Annotated in this window: 12 protein-coding genes; 6 read left to right on the top strand and 6 right to left on the bottom strand. The window is 52.8% G+C overall.

What is annotated here, in order from left to right; all coding sequences use genetic code 11:
• Positions 1 to 20: 20 nt before the first annotated feature.
• Positions 21 to 983, bottom strand: coding sequence for a PTS mannose transporter subunit IIAB (gene manX, locus M2403_RS02210; protein ID WP_152325649.1), 963 nt, complete (start codon positions 981 to 983; stop codon positions 21 to 23).
• 593 nt (positions 984 to 1576) lie between these two features.
• Here manX and M2403_RS02205 point away from each other — a divergent pair.
• Complete coding sequence (locus M2403_RS02205; protein ID WP_259228499.1) at positions 1577 to 3136, top strand: TerC family protein; 1560 nt, start codon at positions 1577 to 1579, stop codon at positions 3134 to 3136.
• Positions 3137 to 3206: 70 nt separating this feature from the next.
• On the opposite strand, the gene M2403_RS02200 is transcribed toward M2403_RS02205, so the two are convergent.
• The 4 genes from M2403_RS02200 to pabB all read right to left on the bottom strand — a co-directional run bounded on the left by M2403_RS02200 (position 3207) and on the right by pabB (position 8760).
• Positions 3207 to 4799, bottom strand: coding sequence for an EAL domain-containing protein (locus M2403_RS02200; protein WP_152325651.1), 1593 nt, complete (start codon positions 4797 to 4799; stop codon positions 3207 to 3209).
• A 455-nt stretch (positions 4800 to 5254) separates the two neighbouring features.
• Positions 5255 to 6619: an L-serine ammonia-lyase gene (locus M2403_RS02195; protein ID WP_152325652.1), complete on the bottom strand. Its 1365-nt coding sequence runs from the start codon at positions 6617 to 6619 to the stop codon at positions 5255 to 5257.
• A gap of 168 nt (positions 6620 to 6787) precedes the next feature.
• Positions 6788 to 7390, bottom strand: a complete 603-nt coding sequence (locus M2403_RS02190; protein WP_208951454.1) for a CoA pyrophosphatase — start codon at positions 7388 to 7390, stop codon at positions 6788 to 6790.
• Positions 7387 to 8760, bottom strand: coding sequence for an aminodeoxychorismate synthase component 1 (gene pabB, locus M2403_RS02185; RefSeq protein WP_259228498.1), 1374 nt, complete (start codon positions 8758 to 8760; stop codon positions 7387 to 7389). Before pabB ends, M2403_RS02190 begins: the two co-directional genes overlap by 4 nt.
• A gap of 160 nt (positions 8761 to 8920) precedes the next feature.
• Between pabB and M2403_RS02180 the strand changes: the two genes are divergently transcribed.
• Positions 8921 to 9100, top strand: a complete 180-nt coding sequence (locus M2403_RS02180) for a YoaH family protein (RefSeq protein ID WP_101077138.1) — start codon at positions 8921 to 8923, stop codon at positions 9098 to 9100.
• Between the two features lie 83 nt (positions 9101 to 9183).
• Here the strand turns inward: M2403_RS02180 and purT are convergent, their stop codons facing one another.
• Positions 9184 to 10362, bottom strand: a complete 1179-nt coding sequence (gene purT / locus M2403_RS02175; RefSeq protein ID WP_259228497.1) for a formate-dependent phosphoribosylglycinamide formyltransferase — start codon at positions 10360 to 10362, stop codon at positions 9184 to 9186.
• 259 nt (positions 10363 to 10621) lie between these two features.
• Between purT and dbpA the strand changes: the two genes are divergently transcribed.
• The 4 genes from dbpA (at position 10622) to pip (ending at position 16213) form a co-directional block, all read left to right on the top strand.
• The gene (gene dbpA, locus M2403_RS02170; protein ID WP_152325656.1) at positions 10622 to 12004 is read left to right on the top strand and encodes an ATP-dependent RNA helicase DbpA; all 1383 of its coding nucleotides are present in this window, start codon (positions 10622 to 10624) and stop codon (positions 12002 to 12004) included.
• Between the two features lie 162 nt (positions 12005 to 12166).
• Positions 12167 to 12532, top strand: a complete 366-nt coding sequence (yebF, locus tag M2403_RS02165) for a protein YebF (protein ID WP_152325657.1) — start codon at positions 12167 to 12169, stop codon at positions 12530 to 12532.
• A 129-nt stretch (positions 12533 to 12661) separates the two neighbouring features.
• Complete coding sequence (locus M2403_RS02160) at positions 12662 to 14701, top strand: S9 family peptidase (protein ID WP_259228496.1); 2040 nt, start codon at positions 12662 to 12664, stop codon at positions 14699 to 14701.
• Positions 14702 to 15256: 555 nt separating this feature from the next.
• Positions 15257 to 16213, top strand: a complete 957-nt coding sequence (pip, locus tag M2403_RS02155; RefSeq protein ID WP_259228495.1) for a prolyl aminopeptidase — start codon at positions 15257 to 15259, stop codon at positions 16211 to 16213.
• Positions 16214 to 16219 lie beyond the last annotated feature (6 nt).

Genomic DNA, 16219 nt, shown 5'->3' with positions numbered 1-16219 from the left:
GCACAAATTCGATGTGCTTATTAATTCATCTTATTAATGAGATCCATCATCTTGAGGCGCGAGTCTGTAGAGACTTTACGCACTTCAAGCTCGATACCTTTTTCATTCAATTTCTTGAATGCTTCGATATCTTTTTCGTCGACGGACACGGCGTTATTCACCTGCGTTTTGCCCTGACGGAAAGCCATACCACCGATGTTTACGGTCGTGATTTTCACGCCAGCCTCAACCAGACGCAACACGTCAGTTGGGTTGGTGAACAACAGCATGACGCGGTCGTTGGCATATTTCGGGTTGTCCCAGACGCGAATGGCTTTCGCGACGTCGACAACGTGTGCGGTAACACCAGGAGGAGCAACCTGAGTCAGTAGCGTTTTACGCACGGTATCGGCAGCGACTTCATCGCTGACAACAATAATGCGGGTTACGTTGGTTTCTTTGGTCCAGCGGGTCGCTACCTGGCCATGAATCAAACGGTCATCGATACGGGCAAGGCCGATTTTCATATGGTCGTTCGGACCGGCAGGTTTCGCCGGGGCTGCTGCTTTTGGCACAGGCGCGGCAGCAGGGGCTTGAGGCGCAGCTTCCGGCGCTTTCAGTGCTTTCACACCGATTCGGCCAGTTTCTACTGCGATGGCAACCAACTCTGCGAAAGAGGGGTTATCATCACGTGCCATGAAAGTCTCTGCCAGCATCGGGATGTTAACACCGGTGACAACTTCGTAATTTTCTTTATCGACAACAATGCGGCTGGCGGCGTTGAACGGGCTGCCGCCCCATGTATCGACCAGGAAAAGAACGCCGCTGCTGGTGTCTAAACCACCCAACTTTGCCGTGTACTTTTCGATCAGGGTTTCGGCGTTTTCGCCGGGAACGAAATCAATGAAGGCGACATTATCCTGTTCACCTAAAATCATTTCCGCTGTTTTCAGCAACTGCTCAGCTGCTGACCCGTGCGTGCCGATGATAATAGCAATACTCACTCGCTACCTCCTCTGTTAACTCTGGGAAAGAGTTATGCACATAAGTAATGGTGCTGATGATGTCCGCCCGTTTTTATTCCTGAGGCGAACAGGGCACTCCCTGCGTAACTAATCTTTCCTTAATTTCTGATAAGACTGCTAAACAGTAAAACAGCAGAACCTCAACAGGTTGTGCGACGTGATTTATTTTAGTGTGCGAAAAAATAATTTTTGTGACGACTGTCCGTTATTCAACGACGTAATGTGAATACGCTTTCACGTGGGCAATAAAACAGCATAGTTGTTACAGGATGATGCTGAAGGTAAAAAATCATACTTTCTTCATATAATCATTCCTGATAGAGTAATTTTCCCAATAATTGAACAGGAGTACCGGGCCTCAGCCCTCCCTATGGACTGTCACCGACGTCACTATTCTTCGCTTTTTCACCTCATGATCACCGGCAAATCCGCCCCAATGGGCCTGATTTTTGCCGCACTGAAACCGCTTTCATCTGTTAATTTTGCAGTAAAAAAAGTTTGCCGGGCCTCTGAAAGCTCAGCGAAATGCGTTTCTTTGCGTCTTTTTTCTTTAACTCATTGCGGAGTCTGACATGGAATTTCTGATGGACCCTTCAATATGGGTCGGTTTATTGACGCTTGTTGTCCTGGAAATTGTTCTGGGTATCGACAACCTTGTTTTTATCGCCATCCTTGCCGATAAACTGCCGCCTAAACAGCGAGATAAAGCCCGAATCATCGGCCTGTCGCTGGCACTGATTATGCGTTTAGGCCTGCTGTCGTTGATCTCGTGGATGGTCAAACTGACCACGCCGCTGTTTAGCATCGCACAGTTCAGTTTCTCGGGGCGTGACCTGATCCTGCTGGTCGGTGGCCTGTTCCTGCTGTTTAAAGCCACAACCGAGCTGCATGAAAGGCTGGAAGGGCACGATGAACAGGGAACGCCAAACCGTGGCTACGCCAGTTTCTGGTCAGTAGTGGCGCAGATTGTTGTACTTGATGCGGTATTCTCGCTCGATGCGGTGATTACGGCAGTCGGCATGGTGAACAACCTGGCTGTCATGATGACGGCGGTGGTGATCGCCATGGGTGTGATGTTGCTGGCGTCTAAATCGCTGACGCGTTTCGTGAATAACCATCCGACGGTGGTCGTCCTGTGTCTGAGCTTCCTGCTGATGATCGGCCTGAGCCTGATTGCAGAAGGATTTGGCTTCCATATTCCGAAAGGCTATCTGTACGCTGCGATTGGTTTCTCGATTCTGATTGAGTTGTTCAACCAGATTGCGCGCCGCAACTTCCTGAAAAGCCAGTCGAACCGTCCTATGCGTGAACGTACCGCCGAGGCGATTCAGCGTCTGATGGGCGGGAAACGTCAGAGTCAGAATGAAGATGAACCGACGGGCGATGTGTTACCGGCGGGTGAGACGTTTGCTGAAGAAGAACGGCATATGATCACCGGCGTACTGACGCTGGCCTCGCGTACGCTGCGCAGTGTAATGACGCCGCGAACTGAAATTTCTTGGGTCGATTGTGAAAAGTCACCCGCCGAAATTCGCAGCCAGCTGCTCGACACGCCGCACAGTTTATTCCCTATCTGCCGCCACTCTCTGGATGATGTCATCGGGGTCGTTCGTGCGAAGGACCTGCTGGTTGCGCTGGAAAACGGTGAAAACATCGTGGCGTTTGCAGAAAAAACGCCGCCGATTGTGGTGCCTGAAACCATGGACGTCATCAATCTGCTTGCCGTTCTGCGTAAAGCGAAAGGCCGCCTGGTCGTGGTGAGTAATGAATTTGGTGTGATTCAGGGGCTGGTGACGCCGCTCGACGTGCTCGAAGCCATTGCAGGCGAGTTCCCGGACGAAGATGAAACGCCGGACGTTATTGCTGACGGTGAATCATGGATAGCCAAAGGCGGGACGGATTTGCATTTGCTACAGCAAATTCTCGACGTGAACACGCTGGTCAGCACTGACGATGATTTCGCTTCGCTGGCGGGGTTACTGCTGTCGAAGTCCGGGCAGATGCCGGTGGCGGGTGAGGTGATTGAAATGGCTTCGCTGCGCTTTGAAATTCTGGACGTGTCGGAATACCGCATCGAGCGCGTTCGCATTACACGGTTGAAGTCAGAGAATGACTGGGAACAGGAACAGTAACCGGTTCTGCTTCAGTGAAAACGGCGACTCCGGTCGCCGTTTTTTATGGTTTGAATTCAGTGGCAGGCTATCAGGCCGGTTTGGTTTCGTTCGGCGGCGTGATGATTTGAGTCGATTTTTTATAGCGCTCAAGCCAGACAGGGAACACTTCAATCGGCATTGGCCGGGCAAAATAGTAACCCTGCAAAGAATCAACCTTGCGCTGCCGCAGGTATTCCACCTGTTCACGCGTTTCCACCCCTTCGGCAATCAGCTTCAGATTCAGGCGTTGCGCCAGCGTAATGATGGTGTCGGTGACCGTCGCGTTAATCGCGTCCGTACCAATCGACGCTGTGAAGGCCTGATCAATTTTGAGTACGTCAGGGTTCAGTGTCTTGAGATAACTCAGCGAACTGTGACCGGTGCCGAAATCGTCAATGGCCAGCAGGATCCCCATTTCTTTCAGCTGTGAAATTTCTGCCGCGCGTAATTCCTGCAAACGTGTTCGTTCGGTCAGTTCCAGCATCAGGGATACCGAAGGCTGCGCCGGAAGCCAGATTTTGCGGATGTCATCCACAATTTCCATGTTATTAAAATGCTGCGCTGCGACATTAATACTGACGTAAAAACCGGGTGTGGCAGGGAACACTTCCAGGTTATTCGCAACCGTCTGAATCAGATATCGCGTAAGCGAAATGATCAACCCGTGCTGTTCAGCAAGCGGAATAAAGACATCGGGCGACACCCATTCCTGACGGCGATTTTTCCAGCGCATCAGGGTTTCTACGCCGATACAGCGGCCATCGGTACTGTTAATGATGGGCTGGCAGTAGACCTTAAATTCGCGGTGCGAAATCCCGTGACTGATCGGATAAGCCAGACTGATCCGGCTGCCGGAAAGCAGATAAACCGCGGTGGCGGTCAGCAGGCTGATTAATACAGAAAGGGGCAGATGAGATAACAGTTCACTCCAGGCTAAATCGCTGGCTTCTTCGCCATAAAGCGATACGGAAAAATCGTATTTATCAGAACTGACGCTCAGCAATGCTGGCTGCGGGAGGTGACTGCTTTCCACAATCTCGTCACTGCCGTATTCGAGATTTTGTCTTCCGACATTTAATACGATGTGGCTGGCGTAGGGGGGTTGCGGCTCAAGCAGAAAGTTCGAAAGGACACCGATGTTATAAACAAACAGCTCGCCGTTGAGATTATCCGGCGTGGTCGGTTGCCAGAGAACCAGCGTCGGCGCATCCACCTTGCTCCATTTTGACGCACGCAGATCTAGCTGAGTTTTACCCTGTGCCAGATTAGGCAGTGTTTTGTTGAAATTAAGATCTAAAGCCCCGATCAGGCTCGAACAGATGATGGTGCCATTACTGACCAGGCTGATGGATCGCAGCGTTTGCATACGGGCGACAGTTTGTTGCATGACCGGTTGCAGCGCGTTGCAGCTTAGCGTCTGGTCGATAGGAATCGCTCTTCCTGCGGGTGACGCAGGTTCAAGTAATTTCTCCAATTTTTCAACGGTGTGGATAGCCACGCGTTGTTGATCTTCTGCGATGACCTGAGCTTGTTCGTAAATGCGAATGCCAAGAGTCAGAAGCAATGTACATATCCCCATTGCGCAGGCAAGCGCAATGCGATAGTAACGATACTTCGCAAGACCGGTCTGGGAGAACAGCATCGTTCTAATCCTTTTATCCCGTGTTAAATGCAGGCTCAAAATTATTATTATTAAAGGTTTACCGATGCGTAACAGCCGTGTTGTTATTATTGATAGTAGCTGTAAATCGCCGGACGCTCTCCCTGAGTTATGGAAAACTCCCTAATTTTCCCGGCAAAAATCAAAGAAAATCCGTATCGGTGACGTTGTCACGTATGTTTTTCTGTACATTTTTTGCATGTATCTTCAGTGTATAGAGAGGTTCTCTGAACGGGAAAATCAGGCGGAAATCAGCATGCCGTACCTGCAGGGTATAATGCAAGTGTCACTACCATTATGTATTGATAATACAACAGGTTGTTGTTAGCGAAGGTTTTATTGCTACCGGCTCCCACCGGAGTGGTATTTCCTGCGGCAAGCGGGCCAAAAATGATGCAACCCGCCAGCCGCCTGGAGACGAAAAATCCTGCAAATGATTAGTCGCACTGAACCTTAATGGCTAAACCGCCGCGGGACGTTTCGCGGTACTTCGAGTTCATATCTTTGCCCGTTTCGTACATGGTCTCGATCACTTTATCCAGCGAAACGCGTGGCTCACTGGTCCGGCGCAAGGCCATGCGTGCGGCGTTGATGGCTTTTACGGAAGCAATCGCGTTACGTTCGATGCACGGAACCTGAACCTGCCCGGCAACCGGGTCGCAGGTTAAGCCCAGATTGTGTTCCATGCCAATTTCCGCTGCCACGCACACCTGCTCCGGGCTGCCGCCCAGCAGTTCTGTCAGGCCCGCCGCGGCCATAGAACAGGCCACGCCGACTTCGCCCTGACAGCCGACTTCCGCACCCGAAATCGACGCATTCATCTTGTAAAGAATGCCAATCGCGCCGGAGGTCAGGAAATAACGCAGGTAAATATCCGGGCTGACTGACTGAATAAACTGGTCATAATACGCCAGCACCGCCGGAACAATCCCGCAGGCGCCGTTCGTCGGCGCCGTCACCACACGCCCGCCGGCCGCATTTTCTTCGTTCACGGCCAGGGCAAACATGTTCACCCAGTCGATCACGTTCATCGGGTCATTAGACAGTTTATCGTTGGACACCAGCATTCTGCGCAAGGCAGACGCTCGACGCGGAACGCGAAGCGGGCCAGGCAGAACGCCTTCCGTATTCAGGCCACGGTCGATACAGGCCTGCATGGTGTGCCAGATTTTCTCGAAATACTGTTCGATGTCCTGTTTGCTGTGCTGGGCGAGCTCATTTTTCATCATCAAACCTGACAACGAAAGGCCGGTTTCCTTGCATTTGGCCAGCATTTCGCTGGCGGAATTGAAGCTGTAAGGGACCGTCACTTCATCAAGCACCGGCTGACCGAAATGCTCGTCATCGACAATAAAACCCCCACCGACGGAGTAGTAGGTTTTGCTGTAAATCATTTTGTCGCCCGCAAAGGCATGAATTTGCATCGCATTTTCATGGCGCGGTAAATTCTCACCGCGAAACACCATGCCGGTGTCACGGGGGAAATCGACTTCATGCTGAGTTTCACCCAGCGGCAGGCGCTGACGCTGCTCAACGTCGCGAATAAAATGGGGAATGCCGTCGATGTCGACGGTATCTGGCTGGTTACCCGCCAGACCTAAAATAATGGCGATATCTGTGTGGTGGCCCTTGCCTGTGAGAGACAGGGAACCAAAAACGTCCACGGCGACACGCGTAACGGCAGGCATCATGCCCTTTTCGAGCAGGTCATCAGCGAACTGTTTCCCGGCTTTCATCGGGCCCAAAGTATGGGAACTGGAAGGGCCAATCCCGACCTTGAACATGTCGAAAACGCTAATCACGTCGAATACTCCTGTAATGAATTACGGCAGGGAACGGGATCCCTGACAGCCACAACTCAACTTGTGGCTCAATCTATAGTTTAAAAGGCCTGAGGGGCAAAAGTTTCATTTTTCGCATGAAATAAACTTATTTGATGCAAAAGTGTGATCGGAATGTAATCAGCGGGCTCAGGCTTCAACCTGCCGGGCGAGCTGGCGGATGATCGCCGCCGTGAGTCCCCAGACAAATTGCTGCTGATACCAGGATAAATACACCCGGTGATGGATGCCTCTGCGATGAATATCCAGAGTGTGATAGCGGGCAAGATCAAACGCTTCCTGCAAGGGCATTTCAAACAGCTCGGCGACTTCATCCTCAGCCGGATGGAACGTTACATCGACCGGCAACAGTCCGACAACCGGCGTCACCTGGAAACCGCTGCTGCTGTCCTGCGGTGAAAGCGTGCCTAAAACGTGTACCTGTTCCGGCTCAATGGCGACTTCTTCCTGAGCTTCCCGCAGCGCGGTGGCAATAATTGAGGTATCCGTTGCATCGGCTGCGCCGCCGGGAAAGGCGACCTGACCGGGGTGTTTGCGCAGCTGATCGGAACGGCGCGTCAGTAAGATTGTCGGCTCTTTCCGGCAGATAATCGGAATTAAGACGGCGGCGTGACGGGTTCCGCGCAATGCGGGGGCAGGCATACGCGGTTGCTGCAACTGAAAACGCAGGATGAAATCTTCCACCGCGGGGGAAAAAGTCTGCACGGGTGCGTGTTGTTCCAGCAAAGTCACGGCTGAACGTCTCCTAACTGAGGCAGTATGCGGGCAATTTTATCGAACGTTTCCTGATATTCTGCCTGTTCCTGGCTGTCAGCCACAATCCCGCCGCCTGCCCAGCAGTAAATTTTCCCTTTCGCCGTCAGCAGCGTGCGGATGGTGATATTACTGTCCATCGTGCCGCAGCAACTGATGTATGCAATGCTGCCGCAGTAACCGTTGCGTCGCTGTGGCTCAAGCTCTTCGATGATTTCCATTGCGCGGACTTTCGGTGCACCGGTAATTGAGCCGCCAGGAAAACAGGCGCGCAGCAACGCACTGGCGTGGCACGCTTCCGGCAGTTCTGCGGTGATGGTACTTACAAGATGATGAACCGCAGGGAAAGGCTCGACTATGAATAATTCGGGAACGCGCACGCTGCCCGGCGTTGCAACGCGGCCAATGTCATTTCGCAATAAATCGACGATCATCAGATTTTCCGCACGATCTTTTTCCGATGCCGCCAGACGCTCAGCCTGACGCACATCTTCTGCGGGATCCTCGCTGCGCGGCAACGTCCCTTTAATCGGGCGCGTCTGGATCTGATGGTCTTTCAGCCAGATGAAGCGTTCAGGCGACAGACTGATCACCGTATTTTCAGGTAAACGCAGAAACGCCGAGAAGGGGGCTCGATTTGCACTATTCAGCTGCAAAAATGCCTGCCACTCGTCGCCGGAATAGTGTGTCGAAAATCGCTGCGCGAGGTTAATCTGATAGCAATCACCACTGTGAATGTATTCCTGAATCTGGCGGAATTTTTCACCGTATGCCCCGCGGCTCATGTTGGACTGCCACGGCGCTTTCAGCCGGAAAGGTTGCGCGGCCGTGGCCTTCTGTTGAGCCAGCCAGTGCAGGCGGACGGAAACGTCATGGTGGCAAATCAGCGTCACACGTTGCAGATGGTGATCGGCGATCAGCGCCCAGTCATAAATACCCACCGCCATATCCGGCAGGGCGATGTCCTGTTCTGCCGTGTCGGGCAGTGCCTCAATACGCCGTCCTAAATCATAGCCAAACAACCCGAGCGCGCCGCCCAGAAAAGGAAAATCAGGCGAGCTTTCCGCCTGCAAACCGGATGCCGATAGGTATTCCTCCAGCAGGGCAAACGGATCGTCTTTCCGTGACGTCACTTCACCGTTTTGCTCAACCTGCGTGATCTCATCGCGCGTCGTCAGTGTGATCAGCGGATCCGCCACCAGAATATCAAAGCGGTTATGCTGATGCTGCGCAGAGCCGGAATGCAAAAGCATGGCCCACGGCAAAACTGAGAGCGCAGAAAATTGTTCGGACAGCGCATCGGGATGATAAGGCAAAGTATGAAAATTTACGGAACGGGTGGGTTGCATGGCAGGTAAGAGCTTCCGGGCGCAATTAAAACGTATTATAGCGCCGATCCTAACATAGATTCGGCTGCCTGAAAGCAGCACAGGCGATTTGCAGCAATAAGGCGTATACTGTGCAACCCCGCAGCCTGCGGGCCGATTTAACGTACAACAGGAATCTCCCATGCTGACAGGTATGCCTTCATTATCACATTCCGAACAAGAACAGGCCGCCGATCGTATCCGCCAGTTAATGGAAACCGGAATGAGCAGCGGCGAAGCCATTGCAACCGTTGCGGAAGAAATCCGTGAAACGCACAAAGGCGATCGTGTGACCGTTATCTTTGATGACGAAGACGAGTAAATTTCCGCTCTGATAAGCACATATCAGGCATAAAAAACCGGACCCTTTGCGGAGTCCGGTTTTTTTTCATCTTTATTCAGGCATCAACCTTGAACTGTAACCGCCGCTGCGGCTTGTTTCGCCTGCTCAACCGCGTCTTCAACGTTCTCGGCAATCGCCAGCGCCACGCCCAGACGGCGTTTGCCGCTGATTTCCGGTTTACCGAACAGACGGATCTGATTGAAACCCGTCAGCGCGTTTTCCAGCCCGCTGAAAGAAACGTTGTTGCTGGTCAGTTCCGGCAGGATAACCGCGGAAGCCGACGGGCCGAACTGGCGGATTTTCCCGACCGGCAGACCTAAGAATGCGCGAACGTGCAGGGCGAACTCGGACAGATCCTGAGAAATCAGTGTGACCATTCCGGTGTCGTGCGGACGCGGTGACACTTCGCTGAAAATCACTTCATCGCCACAGACAAACAGCTCAACGCCAAACAGCCCTTTGCCGCCCAGCGCCTTCACCACTTTTTCTGCGATATCTTTCGCGCGCTGCAATGCCAGTTCGGTCATTTGCTGTGGCTGCCAGGATTCACGGTAATCGCCATCTTCCTGACGGTGCCCGATTGGCGCGCAGAAATGAATGCCGTCAATGGCGCTGATAGTCAGCAGCGTAATTTCAAAATCAAACTTCACCAGACCTTCAACAATGACGCGTCCGCCACCGGCACGGCCACCTTGCTGGGCATAATCCCAGGCTGTCTGTAACTGCTCAGCGCTGCGGATCAGGCTCTGGCCTTTACCGGATGAACTCATCACCGGTTTGATGATGCACGGGTAACCGATTGCGTCTACGGCCTGACGGAAAGACGCTTCGTCGTCAGCAAACTGATACGTCGATGTCGGAAGTTTGAGGGTTTCCGCGGCCAGACGACGGATGCCTTCACGGTTCATGGTCAGACGCGTCGCTTCGGCGCACGGCACTACGTTATGGCCCTGTTTTTCCAGCTCGACCAGCATGCTGGTGGCAATAGCTTCAATTTCCGGCACGATAAAATCAGGGCGTTCGTTTTCAATAACGGCTTTCAACGCATCGCCATCGAGCATGTTAATAACATGGCTGCGGTGAGCGACCTGCATGGCGGGTGCATCCGCGTAGCGATCGACAGCGATCACTTCCAGACCCAGGCGCTGACATTCGATCGCCACTTCCTTACCCAGCTCGCCAGAGCCTAACAACATGACGCGGGTGGCGCCGGTGCGCAGTGCAGTACCAATGGTTAACATAGCTTCGTACCCAGATCTTTGATGAAGGAAAGTAAGAATTTCGGGCCGCAGTATATCTGAAATTATCGGGGACGAAAACGATTGCGCAGTGTGTTTGAAAAATTCCCTGCGTACGTCAGAAGGGGATTTACAGGATTTTTTAAGCCGGTTTTCTGCTGTTTAAGGCAGTCTGCGGGCGTCTCTGTTATCATTTAGCAAACCATGGCGCCAGATCTTCTGCCGCTGCCCCGATTTTTGCCTCACATAAAGAGTTATCGCCTTGAGCACGCATTCCTTTTCTGTCCTGACATTGCCCGCTGAGCAACTTTCCAACCTGAATGAACTGGGTTACACCGAAATGACCCCGATTCAGGAAGCCTCTTTGCCCGCTATCCTGCAAGGTCAGGACGTCCGCGCCAAAGCCAAAACCGGCAGTGGTAAAACAGCCGCTTTCGGCATTGGTTTGCTGAACAGCATCACCGTTTCACAGTTTGTGGCGCAGGCGCTGGTGCTTTGTCCGACGCGCGAACTGGCCGATCAGGTCAGTAAAGAATTACGTCGTCTGGCGCGTTTTACCCAGAACATCAAAATCCTGACCCTTTGCGGTGGCCAGTCAATCGGCCCTCAGAACGAATCGCTGGTCCGTCAGCCACACATCGTGGTCGGCACGCCGGGCCGTATTCAGGAACACCTGCGCAAAGGCACGCTGAAGCTGGATGATCTGAAAGTGCTGGTACTCGATGAAGCCGACCGCATGCTGGACATGGGTTTTAGTGAAGATATCGAAGATGTGGTCAGCTATACGCCGCAAACCCGCCAGACGCTGCTGTTCTCCGCGACGTATCCGGACGGCATTGAACGCATCAGCTCCAAATTCCAGCGCGAACCGCTGAAAGTGGAAATTGAAGGCGAAGATGATGTGGCAGACATCAAGCAGGTGTTTATCGAAGCGGATAAACATCAGCGTTTATCCCTGCTGGCGGCGGTATTGTACCAGCATCAGCCGACATCGTGCGTGGTGTTCTGCAATACCAAGCGTGACTGCCAGGAAGTGTGTGACGCGCTGGCGGCCAAAGGGATCAGTGCGCTGGCGCTGAACGGCGACCTCGAGCAGCGTGACCGTGACCGCGTACTGGTGCGTTTCTCCAATGGCAGCTGCCGTGTGCTGGTCGCAACCGACGTTGCGGCGCGCGGGCTGGACATCAAACAGTTAGGTCTGGTCATCAACTATGAACTGTCTTTCGACCCGGAAGTTCACGTTCACCGTGTAGGCCGTACAGGGCGTGCGGGAACCAGCGGTCTGGCGGTCAGTCTGGTGACTCCGCAGGAAATGCCACGCGTGACGGCGCTGGAAGATTACACCCGTCAGCGGTTCACCTGGCAACCTGCCGCGCAGGCGCTAGCGGCAACGCCGGTGGCGCTGGATGCTGAAATGGCCACGCTGTGTATCGACGGTGGTCGTAAAGCCAAAATCCGTCCCGGCGATATTCTCGGCGCGCTGACCGGCGATGCCGGGCTGACCGCGGCAGAAGTCGGTAAAATTGATATGTTCCCGATCCACGCTTACGTTGCTATCCGTCAGAAGAGTGCGAAGAAAGCCCTGCAACGCCTGCTGGAAGGGAAAATTAAAGGCAAAAACTGCAAAGCGATTATTTTACGCTAAAAGAGTTATGTCGCGTTTTACATTGTTCGTCTGATTGTTAATGTTGTGTTATTGGCTTGTTGATGATTATATTGTCTGACACAAGTGATGACCTTTCGGTGTGTGTGGTTATTGTTCCGGCAAGGTCAGCGTAATAAAAGACAAAGACTGGGAAGACGAACGATGAAAAAGATAATCTTGAGCGCGGTAATGGCAGTCGCAGGAATGAGCGGTCTGGTCCAGACTGCTCAGGCCGATGAGCCTGAAGTGAGAACGGCGACGGTCACACCTTGCGCGAATGCGACGAAAGATGAACTCGCGGCGCTGGTGAAACGCGATTTTCTGCAAAACCGCATTCCGCGCTGGGATGCTGATAAAAAAGCGCTCGGCACCTCAACGCCGGTTGCATGGGTTGATGCCGGCAGCATCACCGGTGATAACAAGAAATGGGATATCCCGCTGAAAGTCCGCGGTGATCATGCCGACAAGACCTACGACGTCACGCTTAACTGCCAGCTCGGTGAAATCAGTTACAGCACGCCGGTCTGAGTTTTTCCCCTGCGCCCGAAACCCCTGACGGGCGCACATTCCCGCTAATTCCCCCACATTCCGTCTCTTGGTTTCCCCGTCTAAACCTGTCACTCTTGTCACACCACAAAGAGGACAAAGAGATCCGAGATGATGACACCTCCAAAGGCTGAAAAACGCCCGCAAACACTGAGCGTACACGGGGACGACCGTGTCGATAATTACTATTGGCTGCGTGACGATGACCGCGCCGATCCTCAGGTTCTGGCGTATCTGACGGCAGAAAACGAATACACCGATCAGGCGATGCAGCCCCATCAGGCGCTGCGTGAAACGCTTTACGGGGAAATGGTCGCGCGCATTGCGCAGCAGGATCACTCCGTTCCTTACGTCAAACACGGCTACCGTTATCAGACCCGCTACGAGCCGGGCAACGAATACGCAATTTATCTGCGTCAGCCCGCCGCCGAACATGAACAATGGCAGACGCTGATCGACGGAAATGAACGTGCCAGCGATGGCGAGTTTTATACGCTGGGCGGCTTAGACATCAGCCCGGACAATAAACTCATGGCCGTGGCCGAAGATTTCCTGTCCCGCCGCCAGTACGACATTCGCATTAAAAATCTGGATGATGAAACCTGGACTGACGATCTGCTGAAAAACACTTCCGGCAGCAGCGAATGGGCAAACGATTCTCAGACGCTGTATTACGTTCGTAAGCATAAGAAAACGTTGCTGCCGTATCAGGTTTACCGCCACGTCGTCGGCACAGATCCGAAAACGGACAAACTGGTTTACGAAGAAAAAGACGACACGTTTTACGTCGGGCTGGATAAAACCACCTCAGAAAAATACATCCTGATCCACCTCGACAGCACCACGACGTCCGAGATCCTGCTGCTGGATGCCGATGATCCGCAGGCGACGCCGAAAGTGTTCCTGTCGCGCCGTAAAGATCATGAATACGCGCTCGATCATTATCTGGGCCACTTCTATATCCGTTCGAACAAAGACGGTAAAAACTTTGGTCTCTATAAAAGTGTAAACGCCACCGAGGCGCAGTGGCAGACGCTGATTGCACCGCGCATTGAAGTCATGCTCGAAGGTTTTAGTTTGTTCCGCGACTGGCTGGTGGTAGAAGAACGCCATCAGGGGCTGACGCAGCTACGCCAGATCCACTGGACCAGCGGTGAGGAAAAATCACTGGCATTTGATGACCCTACGTATACCACCTGGTTGGCGTACAACCCGGAACCGGATACATCGTTGCTGCGTTACGGCTACTCGTCGATGACCATGCCAAGTTCGCTCTTTGAGCTGGATCTTGACACGCATGACCGTACGTTGCTCAAACAGCAGGAAGTGAAAGATTTTGATGCGACGAATTACCGCAGCGAACGCGTCTGGGTCACAGCGCGCGACGGCGTGAAAGTCCCGGTTTCACTGGTTTACCGCCGTGAATTGTTCAAGCCAAACACAAATCCGTTACTGGTTTACGGCTACGGCTCCTACGGCAGCAGCATGGATCCGGCTTTCAGCGGCAGCCGCCTGAGCCTTCTCGACAGAGGCTTTGTTTTCGCACTGGCCCATATCCGTGGCGGCGCAGAACTGGGCCAGCAATGGTATGACGATGGCAAACTGTTTAACAAACTCAACACGTTCCACGATTTCATCGATGTAACAAAAGAACTGGTGGCTGAAGGTTACGGCGATGCAGGGCAGGTTTACGCGATGGGCGGCAGCGCCGGTGGTTTGCTGATGGGCGCGGTAATTAATCAGGCTCCAGATTTATTCCACGGCATCGTTGCACAGGTTCCTTTTGTCGACGTTGTCACCACCATGCTCGATGAGTCAATTCCGCTGACGACCGGCGAGTATGACGAGTGGGGTAATCCTAACGACAAAGCGTATTACGACTATATGTTGCAATACAGCCCGTATGATCAGGTGCGTGCGCAGGCTTATCCGCACATGCTGGTGACTACCGGTTTGCATGATTCACAGGTGCAATACTGGGAACCGGCGAAGTGGGTTGCGAAACTGCGTGATGTCAAAACTGACGACAATCAGCTGCTGATGCACACGGATATGGATTCCGGCCACGGAGGTAAATCTGGGCGCTTCAAGGCTTACGAAGATATCGCGCTGGAATATGCCTTTGTTCTGTCGCTGGCAGCGAAAAAATAACAGGTTCCCCCGAAATAATTCAAGTCGCAGGAAGGCGGCAAGTGAGCGAATCCCGATGAGCTGACGTGGGTCAGTGATTCGGATGAGTGAGCGCAGCTAACGCATCTGCGGCTTGAAGTATGACGGGGGAATAAAAAAACCCGCGTTCAGCGGGTTTATTCTACGAAGGAACTTTATCAGGCAGCTGCTTTCTTGGCTTTTTTCTCAGCCTTCTTCTCAGCAGGGGTCTTCAGTGGCTTTTTCTTCGCATTTTTTTTGCTATCCATTCCTTTACTCATAATCGCCTCTCTTTAAAGCTGGTGGATTGGGTTGCTCAGCTATTTACTGCCTATTTCGTGTCAGTTGCAAGCAGCTTTGCACGTTTTTCTTTTGTCATCTTCGCCGTTTTCGTTTCACGGGCAGCAAGCTTGCAAGCTAAATTGCGTGATAAGTATGCGAACAGCATATGAAATAACGATTTTTGGTCATAACAACTTGTCGCGGCGGAACCGATGCGCTGTTATTAACAGGCGAGCACATCAATCAATACACTGGCCGAATAGAACAGGAAATGTCATGCCAAAATTAAAAGGGTTGTATCCGCCTCTGGAAGCGTATGCCAGCGGCATGCTTGATACGGGCGATGGACACCAGATTTACTGGGAACGCAGCGGAAACCCGGAAGGTAAACCAGCGGTATTTCTGCACGGCGGGCCGGGCGGGGGCTGCTCATCGGTTCACCGGCAACTTTTTGATCCCAATGATTATGACGTCATGCTGTTTGACCAGCGTGGCTGCGGGCGTTCAAAACCTCACGCCAGTCTTGACAACAACACGACCTGGCATCTGGTCGAAGACATTGAACGCTTGCGTAAATTAGCGGGTGTCGAGAAATGGCTGGTGTTTGGCGGTTCGTGGGGATCAACGCTCGCACTTGCTTATGCTGAAACGCATCCTGAACGTGTCAGCGAAATGGTTCTGCGCGGCATTTTTACCCTGCGTAAGCAGGAACTGACCTGGTATTACCAGGATGGCGCATCCCGTTTCTTCCCTGAAAAATGGCAGCGTATTTTGTCGATTTTAGATGATGAGGAACGCAAGGATGTCATCGCCGCCTATCGTGCACGCCTGACGTCGGCAGATCTCGCCGTTCAGCTGGAAGCCGCGAAAATCTGGAGCTTGTGGGAAGGGGAGACTGTGACGCTTCTGCCTGCGGAAGATTCGTCATCTTTCGGCGAGGATGACTTCGCGCTGGCGTTTGCCCGCATCGAAAACCATTACTTCACGCATCTGGGTTTTCTGGACAGCGACGATCAGCTTTTGCGCAATGTAGATCGCATCCGCCATATTCCCGCCGTTATTGTCCACGGCCGCTACGATATGGCCTGTCAGGTGCAAAACGCCTGGGACCTGGCACAGATCTGGCCGGAAGCGGAACTGCACATCATCGAAGGGGCAGGGCATTCGTTTGACGAGCCTGGGATCCTCGATCAATTGATCCGTACTAACCAGCGTTTCGCCACCCGGCGTTAACGTTTT

Origin of the sequence: Rahnella sp. BIGb0603 (genome assembly GCF_024808755.1) — a bacterium.
GTDB classification, from domain to species: domain Bacteria; phylum Pseudomonadota; class Gammaproteobacteria; order Enterobacterales; family Enterobacteriaceae; genus Rahnella; species Rahnella contaminans.
The sequence above is the reverse complement of the archived record's forward strand: the minus strand, read 5'-3'. Positions and strand labels throughout refer to the sequence as shown.

Excerpts from the sequence above, each read along its gene's own strand:
- M2403_RS02205 (WP_259228499.1), top strand. The coding sequence starts at position 1,577 with ATGGAATTTCTGATGGACCCTTCAATATGGGTCGGTTTATTGACGCTT.
- M2403_RS02200 (WP_152325651.1), bottom strand. The coding sequence starts at position 4,799 with ATGCTGTTCTCCCAGACCGGTCTTGCGAAGTATCGTTACTATCGCATT.
- pabB (WP_259228498.1), bottom strand. The coding sequence starts at position 8,760 with ATGCAACCCACCCGTTCCGTAAATTTTCATACTTTGCCTTATCATCCC.
- M2403_RS02180 (WP_101077138.1), top strand. The coding sequence starts at position 8,921 with ATGCTGACAGGTATGCCTTCATTATCACATTCCGAACAAGAACAGGCC.
- purT (WP_259228497.1), bottom strand. The coding sequence starts at position 10,362 with ATGTTAACCATTGGTACTGCACTGCGCACCGGCGCCACCCGCGTCATG.
- yebF (WP_152325657.1), top strand. The coding sequence starts at position 12,167 with ATGAAAAAGATAATCTTGAGCGCGGTAATGGCAGTCGCAGGAATGAGC.
- M2403_RS02160 (WP_259228496.1), top strand. The coding sequence starts at position 12,662 with ATGATGACACCTCCAAAGGCTGAAAAACGCCCGCAAACACTGAGCGTA.
- pip (WP_259228495.1), top strand. The coding sequence starts at position 15,257 with ATGCCAAAATTAAAAGGGTTGTATCCGCCTCTGGAAGCGTATGCCAGC.